The 23,569-nt window shown below is 72.0% G+C and carries 18 protein-coding genes; 10 read left to right on the top strand and 8 right to left on the bottom strand.

Annotation, left to right across the window (positions count from 1 at the left end; all coding sequences use genetic code 11):
• Positions 1-37: 37 nt before the first annotated feature.
• The gene (gene radA, locus JG540_RS02015; protein WP_200276504.1) at positions 38-1,480 is read left to right on the top strand and encodes a DNA repair protein RadA; all 1,443 of its coding nucleotides are present in this window, start codon (positions 38-40) and stop codon (positions 1,478-1,480) included.
• A 77-nt stretch (positions 1,481-1,557) separates the two neighbouring features.
• Here the strand turns inward: radA and JG540_RS02010 are convergent, their stop codons facing one another.
• From JG540_RS02010 to glpA, 5 genes are all read right to left on the bottom strand, one after another.
• Entirely contained in the window at positions 1,558-2,271 is a 714-nt protein-coding gene (locus tag JG540_RS02010) for a hypothetical protein (RefSeq protein ID WP_200276501.1), read from the bottom strand.
• Positions 2,272-3,226: 955 nt separating this feature from the next.
• Positions 3,227-4,186, bottom strand: coding sequence for a sugar-binding transcriptional regulator (locus tag JG540_RS02005; protein WP_200276499.1), 960 nt, complete (start codon positions 4,184-4,186; stop codon positions 3,227-3,229).
• Positions 4,187-4,333: 147 nt separating this feature from the next.
• On the bottom strand, positions 4,334-5,677 hold the full coding sequence (locus JG540_RS02000) for an anaerobic glycerol-3-phosphate dehydrogenase subunit C (protein WP_200276496.1): 1,344 nt from the start codon (positions 5,675-5,677) through the stop codon (positions 4,334-4,336).
• Positions 5,677-7,215 (bottom strand): glycerol-3-phosphate dehydrogenase subunit GlpB, encoded by a 1,539-nt coding sequence (gene glpB, locus JG540_RS01995; RefSeq protein ID WP_200276493.1) that lies wholly within the window; start codon positions 7,213-7,215, stop codon positions 5,677-5,679. The genes JG540_RS02000 and glpB overlap by 1 nt, the downstream gene beginning before the upstream one ends.
• Positions 7,212-8,930, bottom strand: a complete 1,719-nt coding sequence (gene glpA / locus JG540_RS01990) for an anaerobic glycerol-3-phosphate dehydrogenase subunit GlpA (protein WP_325133474.1) — start codon at positions 8,928-8,930, stop codon at positions 7,212-7,214. Before glpA ends, glpB begins: the two co-directional genes overlap by 4 nt.
• A 428-nt stretch (positions 8,931-9,358) precedes the next feature.
• Here glpA and JG540_RS01985 point away from each other — a divergent pair, with 428 nt between their 5' ends.
• Together JG540_RS01985 and glpK are read left to right on the top strand one after the other, a co-directional pair.
• Positions 9,359-10,123, top strand: a complete 765-nt coding sequence (locus tag JG540_RS01985) for an MIP/aquaporin family protein (protein WP_200277990.1) — start codon at positions 9,359-9,361, stop codon at positions 10,121-10,123.
• 60 nt (positions 10,124-10,183) lie between these two features.
• On the top strand, positions 10,184-11,719 hold the full coding sequence (glpK, locus tag JG540_RS01980) for a glycerol kinase GlpK (RefSeq protein WP_200276487.1): 1,536 nt from the start codon (positions 10,184-10,186) through the stop codon (positions 11,717-11,719).
• Between the two features lie 104 nt (positions 11,720-11,823).
• Here glpK and JG540_RS01975 read toward each other — a convergent pair whose 3' ends face one another.
• From JG540_RS01975 to JG540_RS01965, 3 genes are read right to left on the bottom strand one after another with little or no spacing between them, the layout of a single operon-like run.
• Positions 11,824-12,144 carry a metal-sensitive transcriptional regulator gene (locus tag JG540_RS01975; RefSeq protein ID WP_267977944.1) on the bottom strand — a complete coding sequence of 107 codons (321 nt, stop codon included), beginning with the start codon at positions 12,142-12,144 and terminating at the stop codon, positions 11,824-11,826.
• A gap of 3 nt (positions 12,145-12,147) precedes the next feature.
• Positions 12,148-14,037: an FAD-dependent oxidoreductase gene (locus tag JG540_RS01970; protein WP_234042866.1), complete on the bottom strand. Its 1,890-nt coding sequence runs from the start codon at positions 14,035-14,037 to the stop codon at positions 12,148-12,150.
• A gap of 2 nt (positions 14,038-14,039) precedes the next feature.
• Positions 14,040-14,216: a hypothetical protein gene (locus tag JG540_RS01965; RefSeq protein ID WP_407648335.1), complete on the bottom strand. Its 177-nt coding sequence runs from the start codon at positions 14,214-14,216 to the stop codon at positions 14,040-14,042.
• Positions 14,217-14,417: 201 nt separating this feature from the next.
• Between JG540_RS01965 and JG540_RS01960 the strand changes: the two genes are divergently transcribed.
• The 7 genes from JG540_RS01960 to JG540_RS01930 all read left to right on the top strand — a co-directional run bounded on the left by JG540_RS01960 (position 14,418) and on the right by JG540_RS01930 (position 23,205).
• Positions 14,418-16,112 (top strand): L-lactate permease, encoded by a 1,695-nt coding sequence (locus JG540_RS01960; protein WP_200276481.1) that lies wholly within the window; start codon positions 14,418-14,420, stop codon positions 16,110-16,112.
• A 288-nt stretch (positions 16,113-16,400) separates the two neighbouring features.
• Positions 16,401-16,865: a hypothetical protein gene (locus JG540_RS01955; protein ID WP_200276479.1), complete on the top strand. Its 465-nt coding sequence runs from the start codon at positions 16,401-16,403 to the stop codon at positions 16,863-16,865.
• A gap of 311 nt (positions 16,866-17,176) precedes the next feature.
• Positions 17,177-17,980, top strand: a complete 804-nt coding sequence (locus JG540_RS01950) for a (Fe-S)-binding protein (protein ID WP_200276476.1) — start codon at positions 17,177-17,179, stop codon at positions 17,978-17,980.
• Positions 17,977-19,602: a LutB/LldF family L-lactate oxidation iron-sulfur protein gene (locus JG540_RS01945; RefSeq protein ID WP_200276475.1), complete on the top strand. Its 1,626-nt coding sequence runs from the start codon at positions 17,977-17,979 to the stop codon at positions 19,600-19,602. Before JG540_RS01950 ends, JG540_RS01945 begins: the two co-directional genes overlap by 4 nt.
• A gap of 3 nt (positions 19,603-19,605) precedes the next feature.
• Positions 19,606-20,265, top strand: a complete 660-nt coding sequence (locus tag JG540_RS01940) for a LutC/YkgG family protein (protein WP_200276473.1) — start codon at positions 19,606-19,608, stop codon at positions 20,263-20,265.
• 431 nt (positions 20,266-20,696) lie between these two features.
• Complete coding sequence (locus tag JG540_RS01935) at positions 20,697-21,362, top strand: ATP-binding protein (protein ID WP_200276471.1); 666 nt, start codon at positions 20,697-20,699, stop codon at positions 21,360-21,362.
• Positions 21,363-21,936: 574 nt separating this feature from the next.
• Positions 21,937-23,205 (top strand): alpha-hydroxy acid oxidase, encoded by a 1,269-nt coding sequence (locus tag JG540_RS01930; RefSeq protein WP_200276469.1) that lies wholly within the window; start codon positions 21,937-21,939, stop codon positions 23,203-23,205.
• Positions 23,206-23,569 lie beyond the last annotated feature (364 nt).

Below are 23,569 nucleotides of genomic sequence, written 5' to 3'. Positions count from 1 at the left end.
AGGGGGTGATGTCGGAGGGTGGAAATATCCTCTAGCCATGCCTGCAGCCAGAGCCTCCGCCAAGACCTCCAAGGCCCGCGTCTCCTTCCTGTGCTCCGAGTGCGGCTGGACCAGCCCCAAGTGGCTGGGCCAGTGCCGCGAGTGCAAGGAGTGGGGCACCCTGGAGGAGTTCCGTGAGCCCGGGGCCGGGACCACTACTGCGGCACCCGGCGGCGGGGCCGCGCTTGCCAGCGCCGTCACCGTGCGCCCCACGGTGGCCGCCCGCCCTATCGCGGAGGTCAGCGCCCAGGAGGCCCAGGCCCGCTCCACCGGGGTCGGGGAGCTGGACCGGGTGCTGGGCGGGGGCGTGGTGCCCGGGGCCGTGGTGCTGCTGGCGGGTGAGCCCGGCGTCGGCAAGTCCACGCTGCTGCTTGACGTCGCCGCCAAGGCCGCCGCCGTATCCCGCCAGCAGGGCACCGGCCCGGTCCTGTACGTCACCGGGGAGGAGTCCGCCAGCCAGGTGCGCCTGCGTGCGGAGCGGATCGGGGCGATCGACCCGGCGCTGCTGCTGGCCTCCGAGACCGAGCTCGGCACCCTGCTGGGGCACGTGGAGGCCACCAACCCCTCCCTGCTGGTGGTGGACTCCGTACAGACCGTCTCCTCCACCCAGGTGGAGGGCGGCGCCGGGGGCGTCACCCAGGTGCGGGCCGTCGCCTCCGCCCTGATCTCGGTGGCCAAGAGCCGGGGCATCCCGGTGCTGCTGGTCGGCCACGTGACCAAGGACGGCGGGATCGCGGGCCCGCGGGTGCTGGAGCACCTGGTGGACGTCGTCTGCCAGTTCGAGGGGGACCGCCACGCCCGCCTGCGCCTGCTGCGCGCCGTCAAGAACCGCTACGGCCCCACGGACGAGGTGGGCTGCTTCGACCTGGGTGAGCGTGGCATCGTGGGCCTGGCCGACCCCTCCGGCCTGTTCCTGTCCGCCGCCCGCAGCGAGGTGCCCGGCACCTGCGCCACCGTCACCCTGGAGGGACGGCGCCCCATGCCCGTGGAGGTGCAGGCCCTGGTGGCCGCCACCGGCGCAGGCTCCCCGCGGCGCACCACCTCGGGGGTGGACCACGCCCGTGTGGCCATGTCCTTGGCGGTCCTGTCCGCCCGCCTGCGGGTGGACACCTCGACGGCGGACGTGTACGTCTCCACGGTGGGCGGGGCCCGGGCGGTGGAGCCCGCCACGGACCTGGCCGTCGCCGTCGCCGTGGTCAGTGCCGCCCGCAACCTCCCCACGCCCCCAGGACTGGTGGCCTTCGGGGAGGTCGGCCTGACCGGTGAGGTACGCGCCACCGTGGGCATCCAGCGGCGCCTGGCGGAGGCTGCCCGACTGGGTTTCGACCGGGCCATAGTGCCTCTGGCAGGCAGCGAGGAGCTGCGCCCGGTCAAGGGCCTGACCTTCCTGCCGGTGGGGCACGTGGGCGAGGCCGTAGGGGCCGCCCTCCCACACGGCTAGAGGCGGCCGAGGCGGCACGTCAGGGGCTGGTGGCCACGGAAGCCGTAGAGGTAGCGCAGACGGCGGGGACGGCGGGCTCAGCGGACCACGAAGACGCGGTCCCCCAGGACGTCCTCGCCCCCCAGGGCCACGCGCAGGTGGTAGGTGCCCGCGCCCGCCACCGTGGCCTTGTCGGCGGCGCAGCCCGGCCCGGAGACCTTCCCGTCCCAGTGCAGCGACGCCGTCGCCGAGCTGGACAGCCCGGCGGCTGCGGGCGTGGGGACCAGCCCAGCCGGGTCCACCGCGGTGGCTGCACTGCCCGGTAGCAACAGGGTGCCCCCGGCGTCGCCTGCCGGACAGACCTGGGAGTCCCACACCGTCTGCCCCCCGGAGGTGACCAGCATGGTCAGGGACTCAGCGGAGGTGTCCAGCAGGCAGTCCTCCACCCCCTGGTTGACGAACTCCAGGTTGACCGTGGCCCCCGCCCCCACGGCCACCGTGTCAGGCAGGTTCACCCTGACCTCCAGGTCTCCCGGAGCACAGCTAGAAGGCACCGGGTACACCGTCTTCTGTGCCCGCGCCGCCGCTTCCGCGTTCTGCTGCCGGACCATCTCCCGGTACGCCGCCGTGCCCCAGATCAGGAGCACGCTGATGACGATCACCCCCAGCACCGCCGCCACCCCTTTCCCGATCCAGACAAGGCGCTGGCGCTCCTGGGGCGAGAGCGTGCGGCGGGGCCGGGGGGCGAGCCCACGGCGCGCCTGCCCCGGACGGTGCTGCGCCACCGGGTTCACTGCCTGGCGGGTGCGCAAGGCTCCGCTCTTCCCGGGTACCGACGGCGTCCGCCCGCCCGCCCGCTGTCCCCGCTGCTGCGCGGCTTGCGGCCGCTGCCGCCCGTGGGTGCCTCCGGGAGCCGGGGTCCGGGTGGAGCGGCTCGGCCTGCCACCCGCCGGGCTTGCCTGGCTGGCCCCGCGCGGGGCGGCCCCGGTCTGGCGGGGGCGGCCCGCAGCGGCCGTCCGGCCTCCTGCCTGCCGGGTGCCACTGGCAGCAGCCCGGGTGGTGCCCGCCGTCCTCCGGCCTGCACCGCCCGGGGCGCTACCCTTTCCGCCTGCAGCTGGCGCGGCGCCCGCCGTCTGCCTGGCGCTGGCCCCTGGGCCTCCGCGAGCCCGGCCAGCCGCACTAGCCCTGCTGGCAGTCCTAGCACCACCGGCGGCCGGACGCTGCTGCCGCCCGCTCGCCGCAGCCGGACGCTGCTGGCGGGCGCCTCGGCCGGGGGCCCCGGGCACGTCTGAGTCCGGCTGCTCCCGGTGGGTACTCCCTGGCGACGCGGAGCGGCCTGTACCCGACCTGCTAGCGCCGCTCCTGCCGGTGCCGCTCTGGGCGGCCCGGCCCGTACCAGGCTTGGCTGAACCGGCTTTGGCGGTACTGCTGCGCGTGGCCGCGGTCCTGGGCGCTCCACCGTCCGCTCCCCGGGCCGGGCTCCTGCCGTTAGCACCCGGGGTGCTTCCAGTCCCGGCGCGCTCTACCCCAGCAGGCCCCGCCCCGGCAGCACCCCGCCGTCTGCTTTCCGCCGCCTTCTTGCGAGCGCGGGCTATCCGGACGCCCTGCTCGACGGGGATCCACCGTGGTCCCCGCCCGTGCGCCTCATCCCCCGCTGCCATGTCCTGCACTGTACCGGCCAGGTCACAGGTGCCCGGGGAGGCACGAGGCGGCTTGGGCCTCACAGATGCGTCACTGGCCCAGCCTGTGTCAGGGCCTACGCGCAGCTCAGCGGCTACCGCGTGGCCGGGGGCGGCGCTTGCGGGCCAGGGCCAGCACCGCCCGGGCCGTGGCCTCGTCCACCACCAGGTCGGTGGCCACCCGCGCCCGCAGGGCCGCCAGCAGGGCCCGGGCCTTGCCCGTGCCTGCCACCACGCACAGACGGCGGGGGATACGGGCGAGCTGCGCGGGCGTGGGGCCGGTGGCCCGCCGGTTCAGGGGGATGCCCTGCCAGGAGCCGTCGGCGCGCAGCATCACCGTGCACACGTCCCCCACCACGTCCTCGCGGCTCAGCAGCAGGCGGTCGGTGTCAGTAAGGTGCCCTCCGGCGTAGACCTGGCTGGGCAGGGTGACGGCGTGCCCCTGCCCGGGAACCGGGGCGGTTCCCACCCCGAAGACCGCCAGGTCGGCCCGCTCAGCCAGTGCCAGCACGCGCCGCACCGAGCGCTCCGACCACATGGCCTCCCGCGTGGAGGCGTGGTCAAAGAAGGCGGGCACGGGGAAGGCGACGGTGCGTGCCCCCAGGCGCTCATGGAAGGCCGCCAGCACCTCCCCGGCGCTGGGACCCACGCCCTCAGGGTCGGAGGCGCCGTTGAGCTGGACCACGCTCAGGCCCGGCACCGGGCGCGCTGGCAGGGCCGCGCACACCTCGCTCATGGTGGTGCCCCAGGCGGTGCCGATCACGCCGTCGGCGGGAGCGAGCTCAACCAGCCTGCGCGCCGCTACGGCACAGACCTGCTCCAGGCGGTGGATCTCGGTGGTGCCCTCACGCACCGGCACGATACGGGCCTCCACGCCGAAGGACTCCCGCAGCTCGGACTCCAGGCTGCCGCGCCCACCAGGCTCTACCAGGGTGATGCGCACGACGCCGTCCTCACGGGCGCGGGCCAGCAGGCGGGAGACGGTGGAGCGGGAGACCCCCAGGTGCCGGGCGATAACCTCCATGGTCTCGCCCTGGACGTAGTACATGGAGGCGGCCTCATAACACTGTGAGGCGCTCCTGGGCGGTTCTACGGGCACGTCGCCCACCCCCTAGATGGTGCACGTCCGTTCAGGGTCCCTGCCCATGATTCCACAACCGGCGCCGCGGGACAGCGGTTCAGGCTGGCAAAAGGCTCAGTCCTCCACCCCAGGCAGCCGGGAGAGCCCGTAGGCCGCGTGGATGACCCACACCGGGTGCACGGTACGCACCCCGGAGGACTTCTGGATCTGCCAGCGGCAGGTCTCCGTGTCGCAGACTGCCAGCCCCGGGTTGACCTCCCGCACCAGCTCGAACAGGGACGCCCCCACGGCCTGGGCCACCTCGTACTTCTCCTTCTTGAGGCCGTAGGTACCCGCCATGCCGCAGCAGGCCTTGCCGGACTCCACCACCTGGAAGCCGGGCACCAGCTCCATGACGTCTATGGCGGGCAGCCCCATGTTCTGCCCCTTGAGCTGGCAGGGCGGGTGGTAGGCGACCGTAGCCTCGATACGCCGGAAGCTGTGCGGCAGCTGCCCGGCCTCGTCCAGGTCCCGCAGCAGCTCGGAGACCTCGACGGTGCGGGTGGACACGTCCGCGAGCGCAGGAGCCTCCACGCCCATGATCTCGTGGGCCTCGTGCTTGAGCATCCCGGCGCAGGACCCGGCGGTGGACACGATGGTCAGCCCCTCCCCGGCGGCCCGCAGCTGCTCGCACAGGCGCACCACGGAGGCGCTGGCCTGCCCGTACAGGCCGTTGGACTGGGCGGCCAGGCCGCAGCAGCCCTGCTGGGGGATGACGACGTCGTAGCCGATGTGCTCCAGCACCTCGATGGCGCGCTTGGAGGTCTCCACCTCAAAGTACCCGCCCGCGCAGCCGTGGAAGAACACGATCGGCCCGCGCGAGCCTGCGGGTACCAGGGTGTCGGTGCGCTTGCGGCGGTGCTTGAGCCAGTGCCGCAGGGAGCGGGGCTCGGCCTGGGGCATGGGGGCGTCCCGGTGCACGCCGATGACCTTCTCCATGACCACGCGTGCGGGCTTGTTGGCCAGCACCGCGTTGGCGACAGGGGCCACGGGGGTCATGACCTTGCCCATGAGGGTGGTCTGGGTGATGATCCGGTCACGCAGGCTGACCGCACCGGTCTGGGCGCGCATGACGGCGCGGGCCTGGTTGTTGAGCTCGGCGACCTTGACGCCCTGGGGGCACACGCGGGTGCAGGTGCCGCAGGAGGAGCAGTAGTCGATGGAGTGGTCCACGCTCTGGCCGTTGCGGTAGCGCTCCGCCTGGGGCCCCACGAACTTGGGCCCGGGGAAGAGCTCGGTGACGGCCATGACCGGGCACATGGTCTCGCAGATATTGCACTTCACGCAGCAGTCCAGGCTGGCTCGGGCCAGGTTGTGGCCAGCGCTGTCCAGGGCGGCGGAGCCGCTGCGCACGGCCCGTCCCCCGGCACCGGGCAGGGCCAGGTCCCACCGCTTGGCAAGGACGTCCAGGTCAAACATCAGTGCTGCTCCTTGGGGTCGCGCTCTGCCGGGGTGCCGACGACGTCGGCCCGGTCCTGGGCGGTAGCGCCGGCGATCCGGCTCGGGCGGCTGCCTGCCGTGGCCGGCCTGGCGACGTCGAGGTCTGCGGCGGCCTCCTGGCCCGGACGCGCTGCGCTGCTGGGCTGGCTTGCGGGCTGGCCGCCGTGCCCCAGCCCGGCCAGCACCGCGTCGGCGGCGGCCCAGGCGGAGCCCAGGGCGATGCCCTCACCGGACATCTCCGCCCAGCGCACCGCCCCGGCCAGCACCGACCCGGCGGCGTACACCCCTTCCAGGGCGGGCTCGCCGTCGGGGCCCAGGGGGCGCATCTGGGAGTCCACGGCCACGCCGACCCGGAACACGCCCTGGGGCATGCCCCAGTAGTCGCGGTGGATCAGGCGGCGCAGGTTCTCAGCGGGGTCCGGGCTCACGCCCGCCAGGGGCAGGCCCAGCACGGTCTCGGTGACCTGCCCGTGGGAGTCCATGGCCAGCGCCCCGGACTCGAAGCCGCCTGCGGCCAGCACGAAGGCGGCGGCGTGGTGCTCGCGGGCGCGCCCGGAGGCGGCGCTGGTGACGGAGACCAGGCGGCCGCGCTCACGGCGGCTGGCGACCACGCGCCCGCCCATGACCACACGTACGCGCTGGGCGACGGCCAGGCGCTCCAGGTGGTGCTCCAGGCGCAGCCCGGGCACGGAGGGCGGTACCAGGGGTATCTCCCCGACCGGGGCCCCGAGCCGCTCAGCCAGCTCCTGGCAGGCACCGGGGCGCTCCAGGCCCAGCACGGCAGGCAGCAGCACGGTCTCTCCGGGGCGGACCTGCCCGGCCAGGGCCTGGGCCAGGCGCTCACGCCCGGCTGGGGTGTCCAGGGCGCGGGCGTGGCCGACGGCGTTGGTGTCCGCCTCCCCGCTGCGGGCCTGGAAGTCGATGGTGACGGCCCGGGCCTGCACCTGCCCGCCCTCCGGCAGCTCGCTGCGGCTGAGGTTGGCGGCCACCAGCTCGGCGTTCAGGTCCTTGAGACGGGCCAGGCCGACCACCAGGTAGCTGCCGCCGGGCCTCAGCGCGGAGGCGGTCATGGTGGGCTGGACCACCAGGCTGGGGCGGACGGCGCCCAGGGCGGTGGGCAGCCACAGGTTCTGCGGGCCTGCCGGGTCCTCGTGCGCCCGGGGGCTGAGCAGCTCCGGCCCCACCAGGGCGCACAGGCCCGACACGGCGGCAGCGGTGCGCTGGGCCCCGATGACCCGGTAGGGGTGCCCCTCCGGCAGGAGCCCGTCCTGGGCGATAGCGGCGTAGGGGTGGGTGACGGCGCGGCGCTGCCAGCGCTCGGCCTCGCCACCCGCCCCGGGGCCAGCAGGTCCCGCCACGCCTCCCAGGCGTCCCAGTACGTCCAGGTTGCCGGTGGACAGGGACAGCCCGCCCATCCCCTTGGTGAGCAGGGTGACACGGGCCCCGGCCTGGCGCAGGCGCAGGGCGGCGCTGTACCCGGCGATCCCGGCCCCGATCACGACGACGTCGCTGCTCATGCGGCCCCCTCCTGGTGGGTCTCCCTCACCGCCGGTGCCGCAGCGGCCACGACGGGTGCCTGGCTGAGCCAGGCGCGGGCGGCGGCCAGGTCGGCGGCGTCCTGCTCGCCGTCCTCGGCCCCGGTTATGGCGGTGGCGACCTGTGGTGGCGGCGGGGTGGCGGGCAGGTCCTCCAGGGCCAGGGTCCCTTGGACCATCCACAGGTTCAGGGCCGCCTCACGCACCTGCAGCCCGTGCAGGACGGGCCACAGGCCGATCCAGCGGTGGCGCAGGAAGGTGCGCAGCATCTCGGTGGAGGTGGCGGCCTGGGCCTGCTGGCAGCTGGCGTGTATCCCGGCGACCCGGGGCGAGCAGAAGCCTCCCTGGCAGGGGCCCATGCCGACGCGCAGCTGGCGGCGCAGGTCGTCTATGGAGGCGTTGGGCTGCTCCTGCAGCAGGTCGGTGACCTGCTGGCGGGTGACCAGCTCGCACTCGCAGACTACCTGGTTCTCCAGGCGGTCGGCCTCACGCTGCTCCAGGCGGTGGGTGGCCCGGTGGTTGCGCCCTGCCTCGGCCCCGGGGCAGGGCTCGGTGTCGGTGGTGCAGGCGGCCTGCACCCCCAGCTCGGCGCAGGCGGCGTCGACGGCCAGCTTGGCCATGAGGCGGTAGGTGGTGAGCTTGCCTCCCGCGACGGTGACCATCCCGGCCACGCCGTCGGCCTCCCGGTGGCTGATGACGGTCATGCCGCGGCTCATGTGGCGGGTGTCGTCCCCGGAGACGCGCTTGTCCAGCACCAGGGGCCGGGCTCCGGCCCAGGCGTGCACGGCCCGGCTCTCCCGGAAGCCGGGCAGGAGCACCTCCCCCTGGTCCAGCATGTAGGCCACCTCGTCCCGGGGGATGGCCAGGTGGTCAGGGTCCTCGGCCCGGTGGTCGGTGGTGCCGATAACCGTGACCGTGTGGGCGGGGACGATGATGTCACCGTCAGCGGGCTTGACGCAGCGGTTGACGACGTGGTTGACGAGCCGGTGGTTGACGGCCACCATCACGCCCGCGCCGGAGACCACCTCCACGCTGGTGGCCCCGGCCAGCGCGGCCACCCGTCCGGCCCAGGGCCCGGCGGCGTTGATGACCACGGCGCTGGAGACGGTCAGCTCCTCACCGGTCTTCAGGCCGCGGGCGCGCACGGCCACCACCCGCCGGTCGCTGCCGGTGCCTTCCACGACGAAGCCGGTGACCTCGTGGTAGGTGAGCACCTGGGCGCCGTAGGCCTGGGCGGAGCGGGCGGCTCCCCAGACCATCTGCCAGCCGTCCACGGCGGCGTCGTTGACCCGGAAGGCCCGCTTCAGGCCCGGGTTGAGGCGGGGCTCCAGGCGCAGGGCCTGGCCGGGGGTGACCTCCTCACAGGCCACCCCGTTCTCCCGGGCCCCGGCGAGGAACTGCTCGGAGAAGTCCAGGTCGTCCTGGGGGGTGACCACGAACAGCCCACCGGTCCGCTCGACGGCGTTGGCGTGGATGCGGCTGACGACGTCGTTCTCCTGGGCGCACTGCTGGGCGGACTCAGGGTCGGAGACGACGTAGCGGCCCCCGGAGTGCAGCAGCCCGTGGAAGCGCCCGGAGGTTCCCTGCGCCAGGTCCGCCCGCTCCAGGAGCACCACCTGCAGCCCGCGCATGGCGGCGTCGCGGGCGGCACCGACGCCAGTGGCCCCGCCGCCGATGACGACGACGTCCGCGCTCATGGTTCTCACGCTGGTCCTCCTAGCCCAGAGTGCCGGGGCCGGGCCGTCCCGGTTGGGGACCATCCCAGTCGTCCTGGTTCTAGAAGTACACGCTGTTAGAAAATCGTGCACGCACCTAGCACAAACGTTCACCCGGTGGGGCAGGAGGCTGCACCTTATCCTGCCCGGCCCGTAGACCACCTGCACTTGTCCCTACAGGCACAAGGCAGACCCCCGCCGAGACGGCTGGCCCGGGACGGCGGCCGGCCCCGAACAGCCCACCAGAAGCAGGCAGGCGCAAGCACTTTGTGACCTACCCTCATTCTACTGACGGGCCCAGGTCACCTTCCCGCACAGGCTTGGCGCCCAGATCCGGCCCCAGGCGCCTGACGCCCGTCGCAAGGCCGCACACGACGCACAAGGACGTGCAGAAAGTGAGTCAGCTGGCAATGAGCCTCACTCAGATATTTATGTCCGAGCTCCTCGGCACCGCCATCCTCCTGCTACTTGGTGGTGGCGTGGTCGCCACCAACCTGCTGCCCAAGTCCAAGGGCAAGGACGCCGGCTGGTTCATGATCAACTGGGGGTGGGGCCTGGCCGTGCTCGCAGGCGTCTACGTCGCCTACGGCACCGGCGGGCACCTGAACCCGGCCGTGACCCTGGCCAAGGTGGTCGGGCACCTGTTCGACCCGGCGGTCACCCTGAACGGGCCCGCCCTGGACGCCGGCGGGATCGCCGTCACCGCCACCAACGTGCTGGTCTACTGCGTCGCCCAGCTGCTAGGGGCCTTCACCGGGGCCGTCCTGTGCTGGCTGACCTTCAAGCAGCACTTTGACGAGGACTGCGACCCGGCCCTCAAGCTGGCCGTGTTCTCCACCGGCCCCGCCATCCGCTCCTACGGCTGGAACACCCTGACCGAGGCCATCGGCACCGCCGTCCTGATCCTGTGGATCTACGTCTCCGGCCACACCCAGAGCCAGATCGGCCCCCTCGGCGTGGCCCTGGTCATCGTGGTGATCGGTACCTCCCTGGGCGGGCCCACCGGCTACGCCATCAACCCCGCCCGCGACCTGGGCCCGCGCGTGGCCCACGCCCTCCTGCCCATCAAGGGCAAGGGCGACTCCGACTGGGGCTACGCCTGGGTCCCGGTGGTCGGCCCGCTCCTGGGCGCCGTCGCGGGCACCGTGCTCGCCTTCGTCAGCGGCCTGGCCTGAGCGCGCCCCGCACCGGCCCGAGCCCCCACAACCCCTAACCAACAGCTGAAAGGACCATCCATGACCGAGCACACCGAGAAGAAGTACGTCCTGGCGATCGACCAGGGCACCACCTCCTCCCGCGCCATCGTCTTCAACCACGCCGGGGAGGTCGTGTCCATCGGCCAGAAGGAGTTCACCCAGATCTTCCCCAGCCCCGGCTGGGTGGAGCACGACCCGGTGGAGATCTGGGAGTCCGTGCGCGCCGTCGTCGCCGAGGCCCTGCAGAAGGCGGAGATCAACCGGCACTCCCTGGCCGCCGTCGGCATCACCAACCAGCGCGAGACCACCATCGTGTGGGACAGGAACACGGGTGAGCCCGTCTACAACGCCATCGTCTGGCAGGACGTGCGCACCGGGGCCATCGCCCGGAAGATCGCCGCCGGGCACCCCCTGGGCACCGAGCGCTACCGGCAGGTCACCGGCGAGAACATCTCCACCTACCCGTCAGCCACCAAGGTCAAGTGGATCCTGGACAACGTGGAGGGCGCCCGCGCCAAGGCCGAGGCCGGGGACCTGCTCTTCGGCACCCCCGACACCTGGGTGCTGTGGAACCTGACCGGCGGCGTCAACGGCGGCGTGCACGCCACCGACGTCACCAACGCCTCCCGCACGCTGCTCATGGACGTGCGCACCCTGCAGTGGCGTGAGGACATCTGCCAGGACTTCGGCATCCCCATGTCCATGCTGCCCCAGATCAAGTCCTCCTCCGAGGTCTACGGCTACGGCCGCAAGAACGGGCTGCTGATCGACACCCCGATCTCCGGGATCCTGGGCGACCAGCAGGCCGCCACCTTCGGCCAGGCCTGCTTCGAGAAGGGCATGGCCAAGAACACCTACGGCACCGGCTGCTTCATGCTGATGAACACCGGCGAGGAGCCGATCTTCTCCAGCAACGGCCTGCTGACCACGGTCCTGTACCAGCTGGGTGACTCCAAGCCGGTCTACGCCCTGGAGGGCTCGATCGCCGTGGCCGGGTCCCTGGTGCAGTGGCTGCGCGACAACCTGGGCCTGATCGAGAAGTCCTCCGACATCGGGGAGCTGGCCAGGACGGTGGAGGACAACGGCGGGGTGTACTTCGTCCCGGCCTTCTCCGGCCTGTTCGCCCCCTACTGGCGCGACGACGCCCGTGGCGCGATCGTGGGGCTGACCCGCTACGTCACCAAGGGGCACATCGCCCGCGCGGTGGAGGAGTCCACCGCCTTCCAGTCCGCGGAGGTGCTGGAGGCCATGAACGCCGACGCCGGGGTGCCGCTCAAGGAGCTCAAGGTGGACGGCGGCATGACCCACGACGACCTGGTCATGCAGTTCCAGGCGGACCTGTGCGGCGTGGACGTGATCCAGCCGGTGGTGGCAGAGACCACTGCCCTGGGGGCCGCCTACGCCGCCGGCATCGCGGTCGGCTTCTGGAACGGAACCGACGACGTGATCGCCAACTGGCAGGAGGGCAAGCGCTGGAAGCCCTCCATGGACCAGGCCGAGCGCGACCGCACCTACCGCCTGTGGAAGAAGGCGGTGACCCGCACCTTCGACTGGGTGGACGACGATGTGGACTAGCCCCCAGGCCCCACTTGTGCATTTTGGCTCGACTGGTGCCGGAATACCGCACCAGTCGAGCCAAAATGCACAGCTCGGACGCACAGATCGAGGGTCGGGACCTGTCAGGACAGGGACAGGAACAGCTTCTCCAGCCGGGTGGTGTCCAGGGCCCGTCCCTGTGCGCCCCCCGGCTGGTCCTGTGCCTGGGGCGCCGCCTGGGCCTGCTCCCGGGCCTCTGCCTCCAGGCAGGCGCGCATGCCGGTGGCGATCACGGTGAAACCGGCCCGGTCCACCGCCTTGGACACGGCGGCGATCTGGGTGACCACCTCCTCGCAGTCCCGCCCCTCCTCCAGCATGCGGATCACGGCCTCCAGCTGGCCACGGGCCCGCTTGAGCCGGGTGATGGTGGGGCGCAGCTGCTCGGGGTCCAGCGCCACGGCCACGGCTCAGCCCTCCTGCCGGGCGGGGGCAGTGGTCGCATCGGGACGGGCGGCCGAACCAGCGCCGGTGGCCGCACCCGGACCGGTGGCCGTCCCAGCACCCGTAGCCCTACCAGCGGCGGGCACCGCACCAGCACCTGCTCCCGCGCCAGGGACGGTAGCCGCGCCGGGGGCGCTGCCGGTCACCCCGGTGCCGTGGACCGCGGACCAGGTGCGGTAGCCGCCGTCGAGGTTGCGCACGTCGCGCCCCAGCTGGCTGAGCAGGCGGGCCGCCACGTGCCCGCGCAGGCCCACCTGGCAGGAGACCACCAGGGGCCCGGCGGGCAGCTCGTCCAGGTGCTCGCGCAGGCCGTCCACGCTCAGGTTGACGGCGCCGGGGACGTGCCCGCGCGCGTACTCGGCCGGGCTGCGCACGTCCACCACGGTGGCCCCGGCGGCCACGGCGGCGTCGAGCTCATGCCACTGGATGGTGCGGGTCAGGCCGCTGAGCACGTTGTCCGCCACCAGCCCGAGCATGTGCACCGGGTCCTTGGCCGAGCCGAAGGGCGGGGCGTAGGCGGTCTCCAGGTCGGCCAGGTCGGCGGCGGTGAGCCCGCCGCGGATGGCGGTGGAGATGACGTCCAGGCGCTTGTCCACCCCGGTCTCCCCCACGCCCTGGGCCCCCAGGATCCGCCCGCTGCCAGCCTCAAGGACCAGCTTCAGGCTCATGGGCCGCGCCCCGGGGTAGTAGCCCGCGTGGTCGGTGGGGTGGACGTGCACGACCTCCACCTCCAGCCCGGCGGCGCGGGCCCGGGTCTCGGACCAGCCGGTCAGGGCGACCTGCAGCCCCAGCACCCCGACGATCGCGGTGCCGATGGTGGGCACGGACCGGCTGGGGCGGCCCGCGATGGCGTCAGCCACCACGCGCCCGTGGCGGTTGGCCACCTGGGCCAGCGGCACGAGGGCGGGGGCGGCGTCGATGGCCCCGGTCTTGACGGCGGCGTCCCCGGCGGCCCAGATGGCGGGGTCGCTGGTGCGCTGCTGGGCGTCCACCACGATGCCGCCGCGCTCGTCCAGCTCCAGCCCGGCGGCGCGGGCCAACCCGGTGTCGGGGCGCACGCCCACGGAGACCACCACCAGGTCGGCGGGCACGGTGGTTGAGTCGGTCAGCTGGGCCGTACCCGCGGTCAGGGCGGTGACGGAGGTGCTGGTGCGCACGTCCAGGCCCGCCTGGGTCAGCCGCTCGGCCACGGGGGCGGCCATCTCCGGGTCCAGGGGCGCCAGCACGTGCTCGGCGAGCTCCACCAGGGTGACGGCCAGGCCCTGGCGGTGGAGGTTCTCGGCCACCTCCAGGCCGATGAACCCGGCCCCGATCACGACGGCGCTGCGGGCGGGCCCGCCGTCGGCCCCACCGGTGGCGACGGCGGCGGCCAGGGCGTCGGCGTCGTGCACGTCCCGCAGGGTCAGGGCCCGCTCGATGCCGGGGACCGGGGGCACCACGGGCCTGGCGCCGGGGGCCAGCACCAGGGCGTCGTAGGGCAGGAGGGTCTCGGTGACGGAGCCGTCCGGGTGGGTGGTGCGCGCCTGCACGGTGCGGGCGGCACGGTCGATGCCCAGGGCCTCGGTGCGCACGCGCACGTCCAGGTTGAAGCGGGCGGCCAGGGAGGCGGGGGTCTGCAGGAGCAGGTCCTCACGCCGGGGGATGACTCCGCCCACGTAATAGGGCAGGCCGCAGTTGGCGAAGGAGACGTGCTCGCCGCGCTCCAGCACGGTGATCTGGGCGTGCTCGTCCAGGCGGCGCAGGCGGGTGGCGGCGCTCATCCCGGCTGCCACCCCACCGATGACGACGACGCGGCGGCCGGGGGCAGCCGGGGCCTGGCTGGCGGCGGGAGCGGGAGCAGGGGCGGGGGCAGCCATGCTCAGCGCCCCCCGAGCAGACGGGACAGGAAGCCGCCGCGGGAGGTGGTGGCCCCGCCGTCCTTGGGGGCGTTGCGGTCGCAGGTGCACCACTGGCCCGGGGGGACCTGGGCCTTGACGCTGGCGACGTGCTGGCCGCAGCCAGCCCAGGTGGTCTTGGAGCACTTCTTGCAGGTCACAGGTCGGCACATGGGGCTCTCCACTTCCTTGTTAGACGGGCGTCATCGGGGCCTCTCAGCACCCAATGTATACCCCAGGGGGTATATTGCCTAGACCTTGGTCCCAGACAGTCTCGTAACAGCGGTCACGTGTGTGCCAGTATGTGCGGGCAACCGGCGGACGCAACGGCGCCCCACCGAGCCCCTAGCCACGGAGCAGATATGACTCTTGCACCCTTTGCAGACCTGCCGAGCCAGTACCTGGCTCTGCCGAACGCCACCTTCACTCCCTCCACCACCGCGGTGGGGGACAACGTCTTCGCCACCGCCGCCGTGGGCCTGCTGCCCCTGGTGGCGTTCTTCGTGCTCATGGGCGCGTTCAAGGTCAAGACCCACTGGTGCGCGATCATCTCCTTCGCCCTGTCGGTCCTGATCGCGGTGCTCGCCTTCGGCATGCCGGTGGGTATGACGATCATGTCCGGCACCCAGGGCCTGGCCCTGGGCTTCGTGCCGATCATCTACATCATCATCGCCGCCGTGTGGCTCTACAACCTCACGGAGACCTCCGGGCGCAGCCAGGACCTCAAGGCCGTGTTCAACACGATCGGCAAGGGCGACCAGCGCGCCCAGGCACTGATCGTGGCCTTCTCCTTCTGCGGCCTGATGGAGGGCCTGGCGGGCTTCGGCGCGCCGGTGGCCATCACCGGCGCCATGCTCGTGGCCCTGGGCCTGCCGCCCCTGAAGGCCGCGATCGCCACCATCGTCGGCAACGCCATCAACGTGGGCTTCGGCGCCATGGCCATCCCGACGACGACCGCGGGCAAGCTCGGCGGCGTCGAGCCCACCCTGGTGGCCCAGAACATGGGGCACCTGTCCTGGATCATCGCCTCCTTCGTGCCCGTGGTCCTGCTGTTCATCCTCGACGGCACCCGCGGCATCAAGCAGCTGTGGCCCCTGGCGCTGGTCTCCGGCGCCGCCACCGCAGCCGGGCACTTCTTCACCCCCGCGGTCTCCTACGAGCTGACCGCCGTGGTCGCCTCCCTGCTGGGGCTGGCCGCCTGCTACCTGTTCCTGCTGGTGTGGACCCCCCACACCCCCGAGGAGTACCGCACCGAGGTCGCGGCGGCGGACAAGCCCAACGGTGAGCGCGTGGTCCTGGCCCTGCTGCCCTACGTGCTCGTGGTCACCATCATCGCCGTGACCAAGCTGTCCAAGCCCCTGGCCGCCGCCCTGTCCGCCACTGACATCAAGATCCAGTGGCCGGGCGTGTACGGGTCCCTACTCAACGCCCAGGGCGAGCCCGCCAGCTCCGCGGTCTACAACCTGCAGATCCTGTCCAACCCGGGCACCTGGATCTTCGTGACCGGCGTGATCGTGGCGGTGGTCTACGGCCTGCGGTCCTCGGGCGGGCGCTTCCAGACCAGCGTGGGCGAGATGTTCGCCGTCCTGCCCAAGACGGTCTACAACCTGCGCCTGGCGATCCTGACCATCTCCATGGTCATGGCCCTGGCCTACGTCATGAACTTCTCCGGGCAGACCACCTCCATCGGCGCGGCCCTGGCTACCACCGGCGCGGCCTTCGGCTTCCTGTCCCCGATCCTGGGCTGGATCGGGACCGCTGTGGCAGGCTCCGCCACCTCGGCGGGCGCGCTGTTCGCGAACCTGCAGGCCACCGCCGCCGCCGGGGCGGGCCTGGACCCCCAGATCCTGCTGGCCGCCAACACCGTCGGTGGCGGCCTGGGCAAGATCGTCTCCCCGCAGAACCTGGCTATCGCGGCCACCGCCGTGAACGCACCCGGCACGGACGCGGAGATCCTCAAGAAGGCCGCCCCCTACTCCATCGGCCTGCTGCTGGTGCTGTGCACGCTGGTGTTCATCGCCTCCCAGGGCTGGCTGGGCAGCTACATGCCCGTGTGACACCTGCACTGGCACCAGGCACGCAGCGGCGCCGGTCGGGCCTACGGGCTCGTCGGCGCCGCTGCCGTCCTCTGCCGTTTTCTGGTGCCGACGGCGGGCGGCGCGGGCGCGTCTGGCACTGCTGGCGCGGCTGCGGACTGCGGTATCGCCTAGCCCCCGGAGCCCCACCTGCGGAGGCAAACAGTAGGACTCAAACTGGCGACCTCCTGCGGAAAGGCCCGGCACCCCCGTCCACGCAGGCACACATGCAGCAAGCCACGGCGCGCCTGGCAATCTCCCCCCTGGAGCGTGGCGGCGTGGCTTAATTGGCGGGTAACCAGCGCGCGCAGCACCGTCCCCGTCACCACCCCCGACGGCGCCCCCGTCCAGCTCATCTCAGATGAGGCCTTCTCCGACACCGGGCACCTGGAAGGCCCGGTCTACACCTGCGTGACCCGCAACGGGGACGTGCTCAGCGTGGACGTCACCACCGGCGTCCTGCAGAACCGCTTCCAGGTCCCCCTGACGGACAGGGACTGGAGCTCCAGGTTCGTGGTCACCGACACCGCCGTCTACGCCCTGTACGTGCCCCGGGACACCACCAAGCCCCTGACCCTGACCCGCTACGACCTGGCCACCGGCAGCCCCCAGCCCCTGATCACCGTGCCAGGTGCCGCCAGCTACCTGGACGGCAGCCTGCTCACCGACCAGCTACTCGTAAAGTCCGTCGCCCTGCGCCCCAGCTACCTGCAACAGCTCGCGGCTCGCCCCTAAGGTCCCACCCGGGCGCCCGCCCGGGCACCGGAGCCCACCTGACCTCCCGGCGCGGGAGGCTCACCGCGCCCCGCCGCACCCCGCCGTCGCCCTCCTGACAAAACCCAAGCCGGGGCTTGCGCAATACCTCCCAAAAGACGGCTTCCAGGGCGCCGCCAGAGCCCCACCCCGCCTCCGGTTCCACCGGACTTTTCCGCACCGTCACGGCCTTTCGTCCTAGCGGCCGGGAGCCCGCCCCGTTCCCGGAGGCCAAGCAGCCCACGGCGTCCATATGCTGGCCCGGTCTCGTCAACGAAGCCGTGGAGGTAACCGTGCGAATCGCACTCTTTGCGACCTGCCTCGCAGACACCATGTTCCCGCAGGCAGCGCAAGCAACAGTCAGCATCCTGGAGCGACTCGGGCACGAGGTCGTCTTCCCCGAGGGGCAGGTGTGCTGCGGCCAGATGCACGCCAACACCGGCTACTTCAAGCAGGCGGCCGCCATCACCCGCAACCACGTAAAGACCTTCTCCCCCGTGCTGGACGGCGAGTGGGACGCCATCGTGGTGCCCTCCGGCTCCTGCACCGGCGCCGCCCGCCACGAGCAGGAGCTGGTGGCCAACCACGTCGGCGACGAGGAGCTGGCCAAGCAGGCCGCCCGCGTGGCCGCCCACACCTACGACCTCTCCGAGCTGCTCACCGACGTGCTCGGCCTGGAGGACGTCGGCGCCTACTTCCCGCACACCGTCACCTACCACCCCACCTGCCACTCCATGCGCGTGGCCAAGGTCGGGGACCGCCCCTACCGGCTGCTCAAGGCCGTGGAGGGCCTGACCCTGATCGAGCTGCCGGAGGAGAAGGTCTGCTGCGGCTTCGGCGGCACCTTCTCGGTGAAGAACTCCGACGTCTCCACCGCCATGCTGGCCGACAAGGTCTCCAACATCGTCTCCACTCGCGCCGAGGTGCTGTGCACCGGCGACTACTCCTGCCTGATGCACATCGGTGGCGGACTGTCCCGCCTGAAGTCAGGCGTGCGTGTCATGCACCTGGCCGAGATCCTGGCCTCCACCAAGGACGCCCCCTTCACCGGCAACATCTCCTTCGCCCCCGCTAGCGCACAGGTGGTTTCACGATGACGCAGACGTACCTAGGCATGCCGCAGACCGTCAGCCCCCAGGAGGAGACCCACACCGGCGGCTGGCGCACCACCGTCTCCATCCCGGAGGACGCCCTGCGCTGGGGCCCCACCTTCCCCGAGGCGGCCCGCAAGACCCTGGCCAACACCCAGATGCGCCGCAACCTGGGCCACGCCACCCGCACCATCCGCGGCAAGCGCCAGATGCGCGTGGACGAGATGCCTGACTGGGAGCAGCTGCGCGAGGCCGGTGAGGCCGTCAAGTTCGAGGTGGCCTCCCGCCTGCCCGAGCTCCTGGAGCAGTTCGAGGCCAACGTCACCAAGCACGGCGGGATCGTGCACTGGGCGCGGGACGCCGCCGAGGCCAACGCCATCATCACCGACATCCTGCGGGCCAAGGGCTGCGACGACGTCGTCAAGGTCAAGTCCATGGCCACCCAAGAAATCAACATGAACGAGCACCTCAAGGCCGAGGGCATCGACGTCCACGAGACCGACCTGGCCGAGATGATCGTCCAGCTGGCCGACGACATGCCCTCCCACATCGTGGTGCCCGCGATCCACCGCAACCGCTCCGAGGTGCGTGGCATCTTCCTGGACCGCATGGAGGACGCCCCCCAGGACCTCTCTGACAAGCCGGAGGAGCTGGCGGGAGCCGCCCGCGCCCACCTGCGCAAGAAGTTCCTGCACGCCCCCGTGGCCATCTCCGGCACCAACATGGGTATCGCCGAGACCGGCACCGTGTCCATCTTCGAGTCCGAGGGCAACGGCCGCATGTGCCTGACCCTGCCGGACACCCTCATCACCCTGATGGGCGTGGAGAAGCTGGTGCCGCGCTACCAGGACGCGGAGATCTTCGCCCAGCTGCTGCCGCGCTCGGCCACCGGCGAGCGGATGAACCCCTACACCTCCATGTGGACCGGCGTCACCCCCGGTGACGGCCCCCAGGAGTTCCACCTGATCCTCATGGACAACGGCCGCACCAAGGTGCTGTCCGACCCGATCGGCCGCTCCGCGCTGGCCTGTATCCGCTGCGGCTCGTGCATGAACATCTGCCCGGTGTACCAGCACACCTCCGGACACGCCTACGGCTCGGTCTACCCTGGCCCGATCGGCGCGATCCTCACCCCCCAGCTCACCCAGGGGCTGGCCGACGACGACCCGGTGCACACCCTGCCCTTCGCCTCCTCGCTCTGCGGGGCCTGCGGCGAGGTCTGCCCGGTCAAGATCGACATCCCCACGATCCTGATCCACCTGCGCGCCCGCAGCGTGGACGTCAAGCGCAAGCTGCTGCCGGACGTGTGGGACCTGGCCATGAACGCCGCCGCCCCCGCCATGTCCAACAAGACGATCTGGGGCGCCCTGGCGCAGGGCGCTAAGACCACCCGGCTGCTGGGCGGGAAGAAGGGCTCTATCGGGCACATCCCCGCCCCCGTCATCAGCGGCTGGACCTCCGCCCGCGACCTGCCGGTCACCCCCAAGGAGACCTTCCGCCAGTGGTGGCACCGCACCCACCCGGACTCGGACGCCAGCGCCCCGCGCACCGACGCCCCCGCCCGGGGCGTGCCGCTAGCCGGTCACGACGGCATGACCACCCGCACCAACGACCAGCCGGAGGCCTGACAGATGGACGCCAAGACCGCAATCCTCGCCCGCGCACGCGACGCCATCGCCCGCTCCCAGCAGGGCCGCCCCGTGCTGGAGGTGCCACGCAACTACATCCGCACCGGGGAGCACGCCCCCGGCTCCGAGCCGGTGGTGGCCGACATGGTGGAGAAGCTGGAGGACTACTCCGCCCAGGTGTCCCTGGCCCCGGAGGAGGCGGAGGTGGCTGAGGCGATCGCCACCTTCCTGGACGAGGCGCAGGCCCGTAGCGTGGTGGTCCCCGACGGTCTGCCGGAGGCCTACAAGAAGGCTGCGGGCCGCGGCGGGCGGACCGTCCACGAGGACTCCCGCGAGACGCCCATCCCGACCCTGGAGCTGGACCAGATCGACGCCGTCGTCACCTGTGCCCGCGTGGGGATCTCCATGTCCGGCACCATCTGCCTGGACGGCGAGCCGGACCAGGGGCGCCGCGCGATCTCCCTGGTGCCGGACACGCACGTGGTGGTGCTGGAGCGTGAGTCGATCATGCCGACGGTCCCGCAGGCGGTGGACGTCCTGGGGCAGCACCCCACCCGCCCCACCACCTGGATCGCAGGCGGCTCCGCCACCAGCGACATCGAGCTGGTGCGGGTCAACGGCGTGCACGGCCCCCGCAACCTGCGAGTGGTTATCGCGCACTGACACCCGCCCCAGGAGAGCCTGGGACGCTTGACTCCCTTGCCCCGTCGGCTGCACAAGTCGGCGGGGCGAGGGCTTTCTTGGGGCTGCCGCGGCAGGGCGGGGCGGGCCGCGGAATGGGAGGGGCTGCGAGTACGGGTGCGGGCAGGCCCCGGGCTGGCGGGGCGGGAAGGGCCGTCGGCTGGGCGTGGGTTCAACCTTTCGGACGCTGTTCCACCCAGACGACGCGGATTCACCCCCACGGACGCGCCCCACCCCACGCCCACAGCACACAACCTGCGCCCACACGCCAAACCCGCACCTATGCCCACAGCACACAACCTGCGCCCACACCCCGCACCATGTCCGGCGTCCCCTGCCGGGCAACGCCGTCGTGAGGGACGGTGGTCTCCAGCGGTCAACGACGCTGCTGACTGGCCTTAGGCTTAGGGGCCGTGACCGCCCGCGTGATCCTCCTGACCGGCCCCTCCGGCTCCGGCAAGACCTCCCTGCTACGCCACGTGGGAGCACAGCGCCTTAACCTGGACAACTTCTACCGCGACGGCGACGAGGCAGGCATGCCCCTGCTGGACGGCACCTTCTCAGGCGCGCAGGGCGTGGACCGGGCCCAGGCCATGAGCCAGATCGACTGGGACAACCCGCTCGCCTGGGACAGCGGACGCGCCCTGGAAGCGATCCTGTCCCTGTGCCGCACCGGGGTGACCCAGGTGCCTGTCTACTCGATCCCCGACAACGCCACCATCGACCACACCACCCTGGACATCGGCAGCACCCGGGCCTTCGTGGCCGAAGGGGTCTTCGCGGCAGAGCTGATAGAGCGGTGCCGCCAGGCCGGGGTCCTGGCTGAGGCCCTGGTACTCAGGCGCCCCCGTCTGTGCTCCTGGTGGTTCCGGCTGCGCCGTGACCTGGCCGAGCGGCGCAAGCCCCTTTACGTGCTGCTCACCCGAGGGCTGCGCCTGGCCCAGGCCGAGCCGGCTGCCGTCGCCAAGTGGGTGGAGCAGGGCTGCCGCCCCGTGAGCCGCCACGAGTGCGCGGCGCTGATAGCTGAGCTCATTGGCTCCCCCGAGACCTCGACCAGCCCAGGCAGCCAGCGGGCCTGAGCCACCCAGGCAACCAGCGGGACTGAGCAAGCCGCGCTTCATTCACTGCGCCCCTGGGACGCTGAGTGCCTGCGCGTCCAGTGCGTCCGGCCCCCCGCGCCCCGGTACTTCTGTCACTGGCGGAGGACTAGAAAGACCCGGAGGCGGTCAACCAGCACAGCAAACGCTGCAACCACAAGGTTTGCCTAGAGACAGCCAGCGGCTGGCACAGCTCTAAGCCTCCACCAGTGACAAACCCCAACAGCCAACCGGCCCCCTGCCCACCCCGCGCACCGGCACTTCTGTCACTGGCGGAGGACTAGAAGGGCCCGGACGCGGTCAACCAGCACAGCAAACGCTGCAACCACAAGGTTTGCCTAGAGACAGCCAGCGGCTGGCACAGCTCTAAGCCTCCACCAGTGACAAACCCCAACAGCCAACCGGCCCCACCCCGCACGAGCCCACCCGGTAACGACAAGCAGTCATTAACTTAGGTTTACCTTGCCTAACCGGCCCGCCCTCCCCTACCCTCGCCACTACTGGGCCCTTGTACCCAGACAGAACCCACCACCCCACGACAACGAAGTTGGTCATCATGGTCAAACGACAGGTCCCCAACCCCGCCGAGATCTTTGAGCTGCTGCACTTCAAGACCCCGGACCTGAACGGGCGCCGCCGTCGCCTTGCCGCCTGCCAGACGATCTGGGACCTGCGCAAGGTGGCCAAGCGCCGCACCCCCGCCGCCGCCTTCGACTACACCGACGGCGCCGCCGAGGGCGAGCTCTCACTGCGCCGCGCCCGCCAGGCCTTCCGGGACGTAGAGCTCCACCCCGACATCCTGCGCCCCGCCGTCGACGTGGACACCTCCTGCGAGATCCTGGGCGGCCCCTCCTCCATGCCCTTCGGCATCGCCCCGACCGGCTTCACCCGCCTCATGCAGACAGAGGGCGAGGTCGCCGGGGCCGGGGCCGCCGGGGCCGCCGGGATCCCCTTCACCCTCTCCACCCTGGGCACCACCTCGATCGAGGACGTCAAGGCCGCCAACCCCCAGGGACGCAACTGGTTCCAGCTCTACGTCATGCGCCAGCGGGAGATCTCCTACGGCCTGGTGGAGCGCGCCGCGGCGGCTGGCTTCGACACCCTCATGTTCACGGTGGACACGCCGGTGGCCGGAGCCCGACTGCGGGACAAGCGCAACGGCTTCTCGATCCCGCCGCAGATCACCGCCGGGACGGTCCTGAACGCGATCCCCCGCCCCTGGTGGTGGTTCGACTTCCTGACCACGCCCAAGCTGGAGTTCGCCTCCCTGAGCTCCACCGGCGGTACCGTCGGCGAGCTGCTGGACTCCGCCATGGACCCCACCATCAGCTACGAGGACCTGAAGGTCATCCGCAGCATGTGGGACGGCAAGATCGTCATCAAGGGCGTGCAGAACATCCCCGACGCCAAGCGCCTCCTGGACCACGGCGTGGACGGCATCCTCCTGTCCAACCACGGCGGCCGCCAGCTGGACCGCGCCCCCATCCCCTTCCGCCTGCTGCCTGAGCTGGTACGGGAGGTCGGCAGCGACGCCACCGTCATGATCGACACCGGCATCATGAACGGCGCCGACGTCGTGGCCGCCTGCGCCCTGGGGGCCAAGTTCTCCCTGGTCGGGCGCGCCTACCTCTACGGGCTCATGGCCGGAGGACGCCAGGGGGTGGACCGGGCGATCGCGATCCTGCGCGAGGAGCTGGTGCGCACCATGAAGCTGCTGGGCGTCTCCAGCATCGCGGAGCTGGAGCCCCGCCACGTCACCCAGCTGACCCGGCTGGTGCCGGTGCACAGCCAGGTCAAGGCCGCCGCCGACCAGCTCAGCCGCTGAGGCCGCCCGGGTGCTGCTCGACCCCGCGCCCGTAGGCCTGCGGGGGCCTGTGCGGGGCCTGGTTCACTGTGGCGACGGCGCAGGCGGTGCCCCTGGGCCCTTCTGGGGCCCGCCTGCCCGGCGTCGCTGGGGTCGCACCGCCTCGCACCACCAGCCGGGCTGTGCGCTGGCCCGCCTGCCCGGCGTCGCTGGGGTCGCACCGCCTCGCACCACCAGCCGGGCTGTGCGCTGGCCCGCCTGCCCGGCGTAGCTGGGGCCGCACACCTGCGCACTGGCGTGCGACCCTTTACCGGAGGCGGTTCTGTCACTGACGGAGGACTAGAGAGTCCTGGACATAGCCGAGCAACGCAGGCATCGTTGCAAT

Origin of the sequence: Actinomyces weissii (assembly GCF_016598775.1) — a bacterium.
In the GTDB taxonomy this organism is placed as follows: domain Bacteria; phylum Actinomycetota; class Actinomycetes; order Actinomycetales; family Actinomycetaceae; genus Actinomyces; species Actinomyces weissii.
Note: the sequence above shows the minus strand (reverse complement) of the source record. Positions and strands in the feature narration are given on the sequence as shown.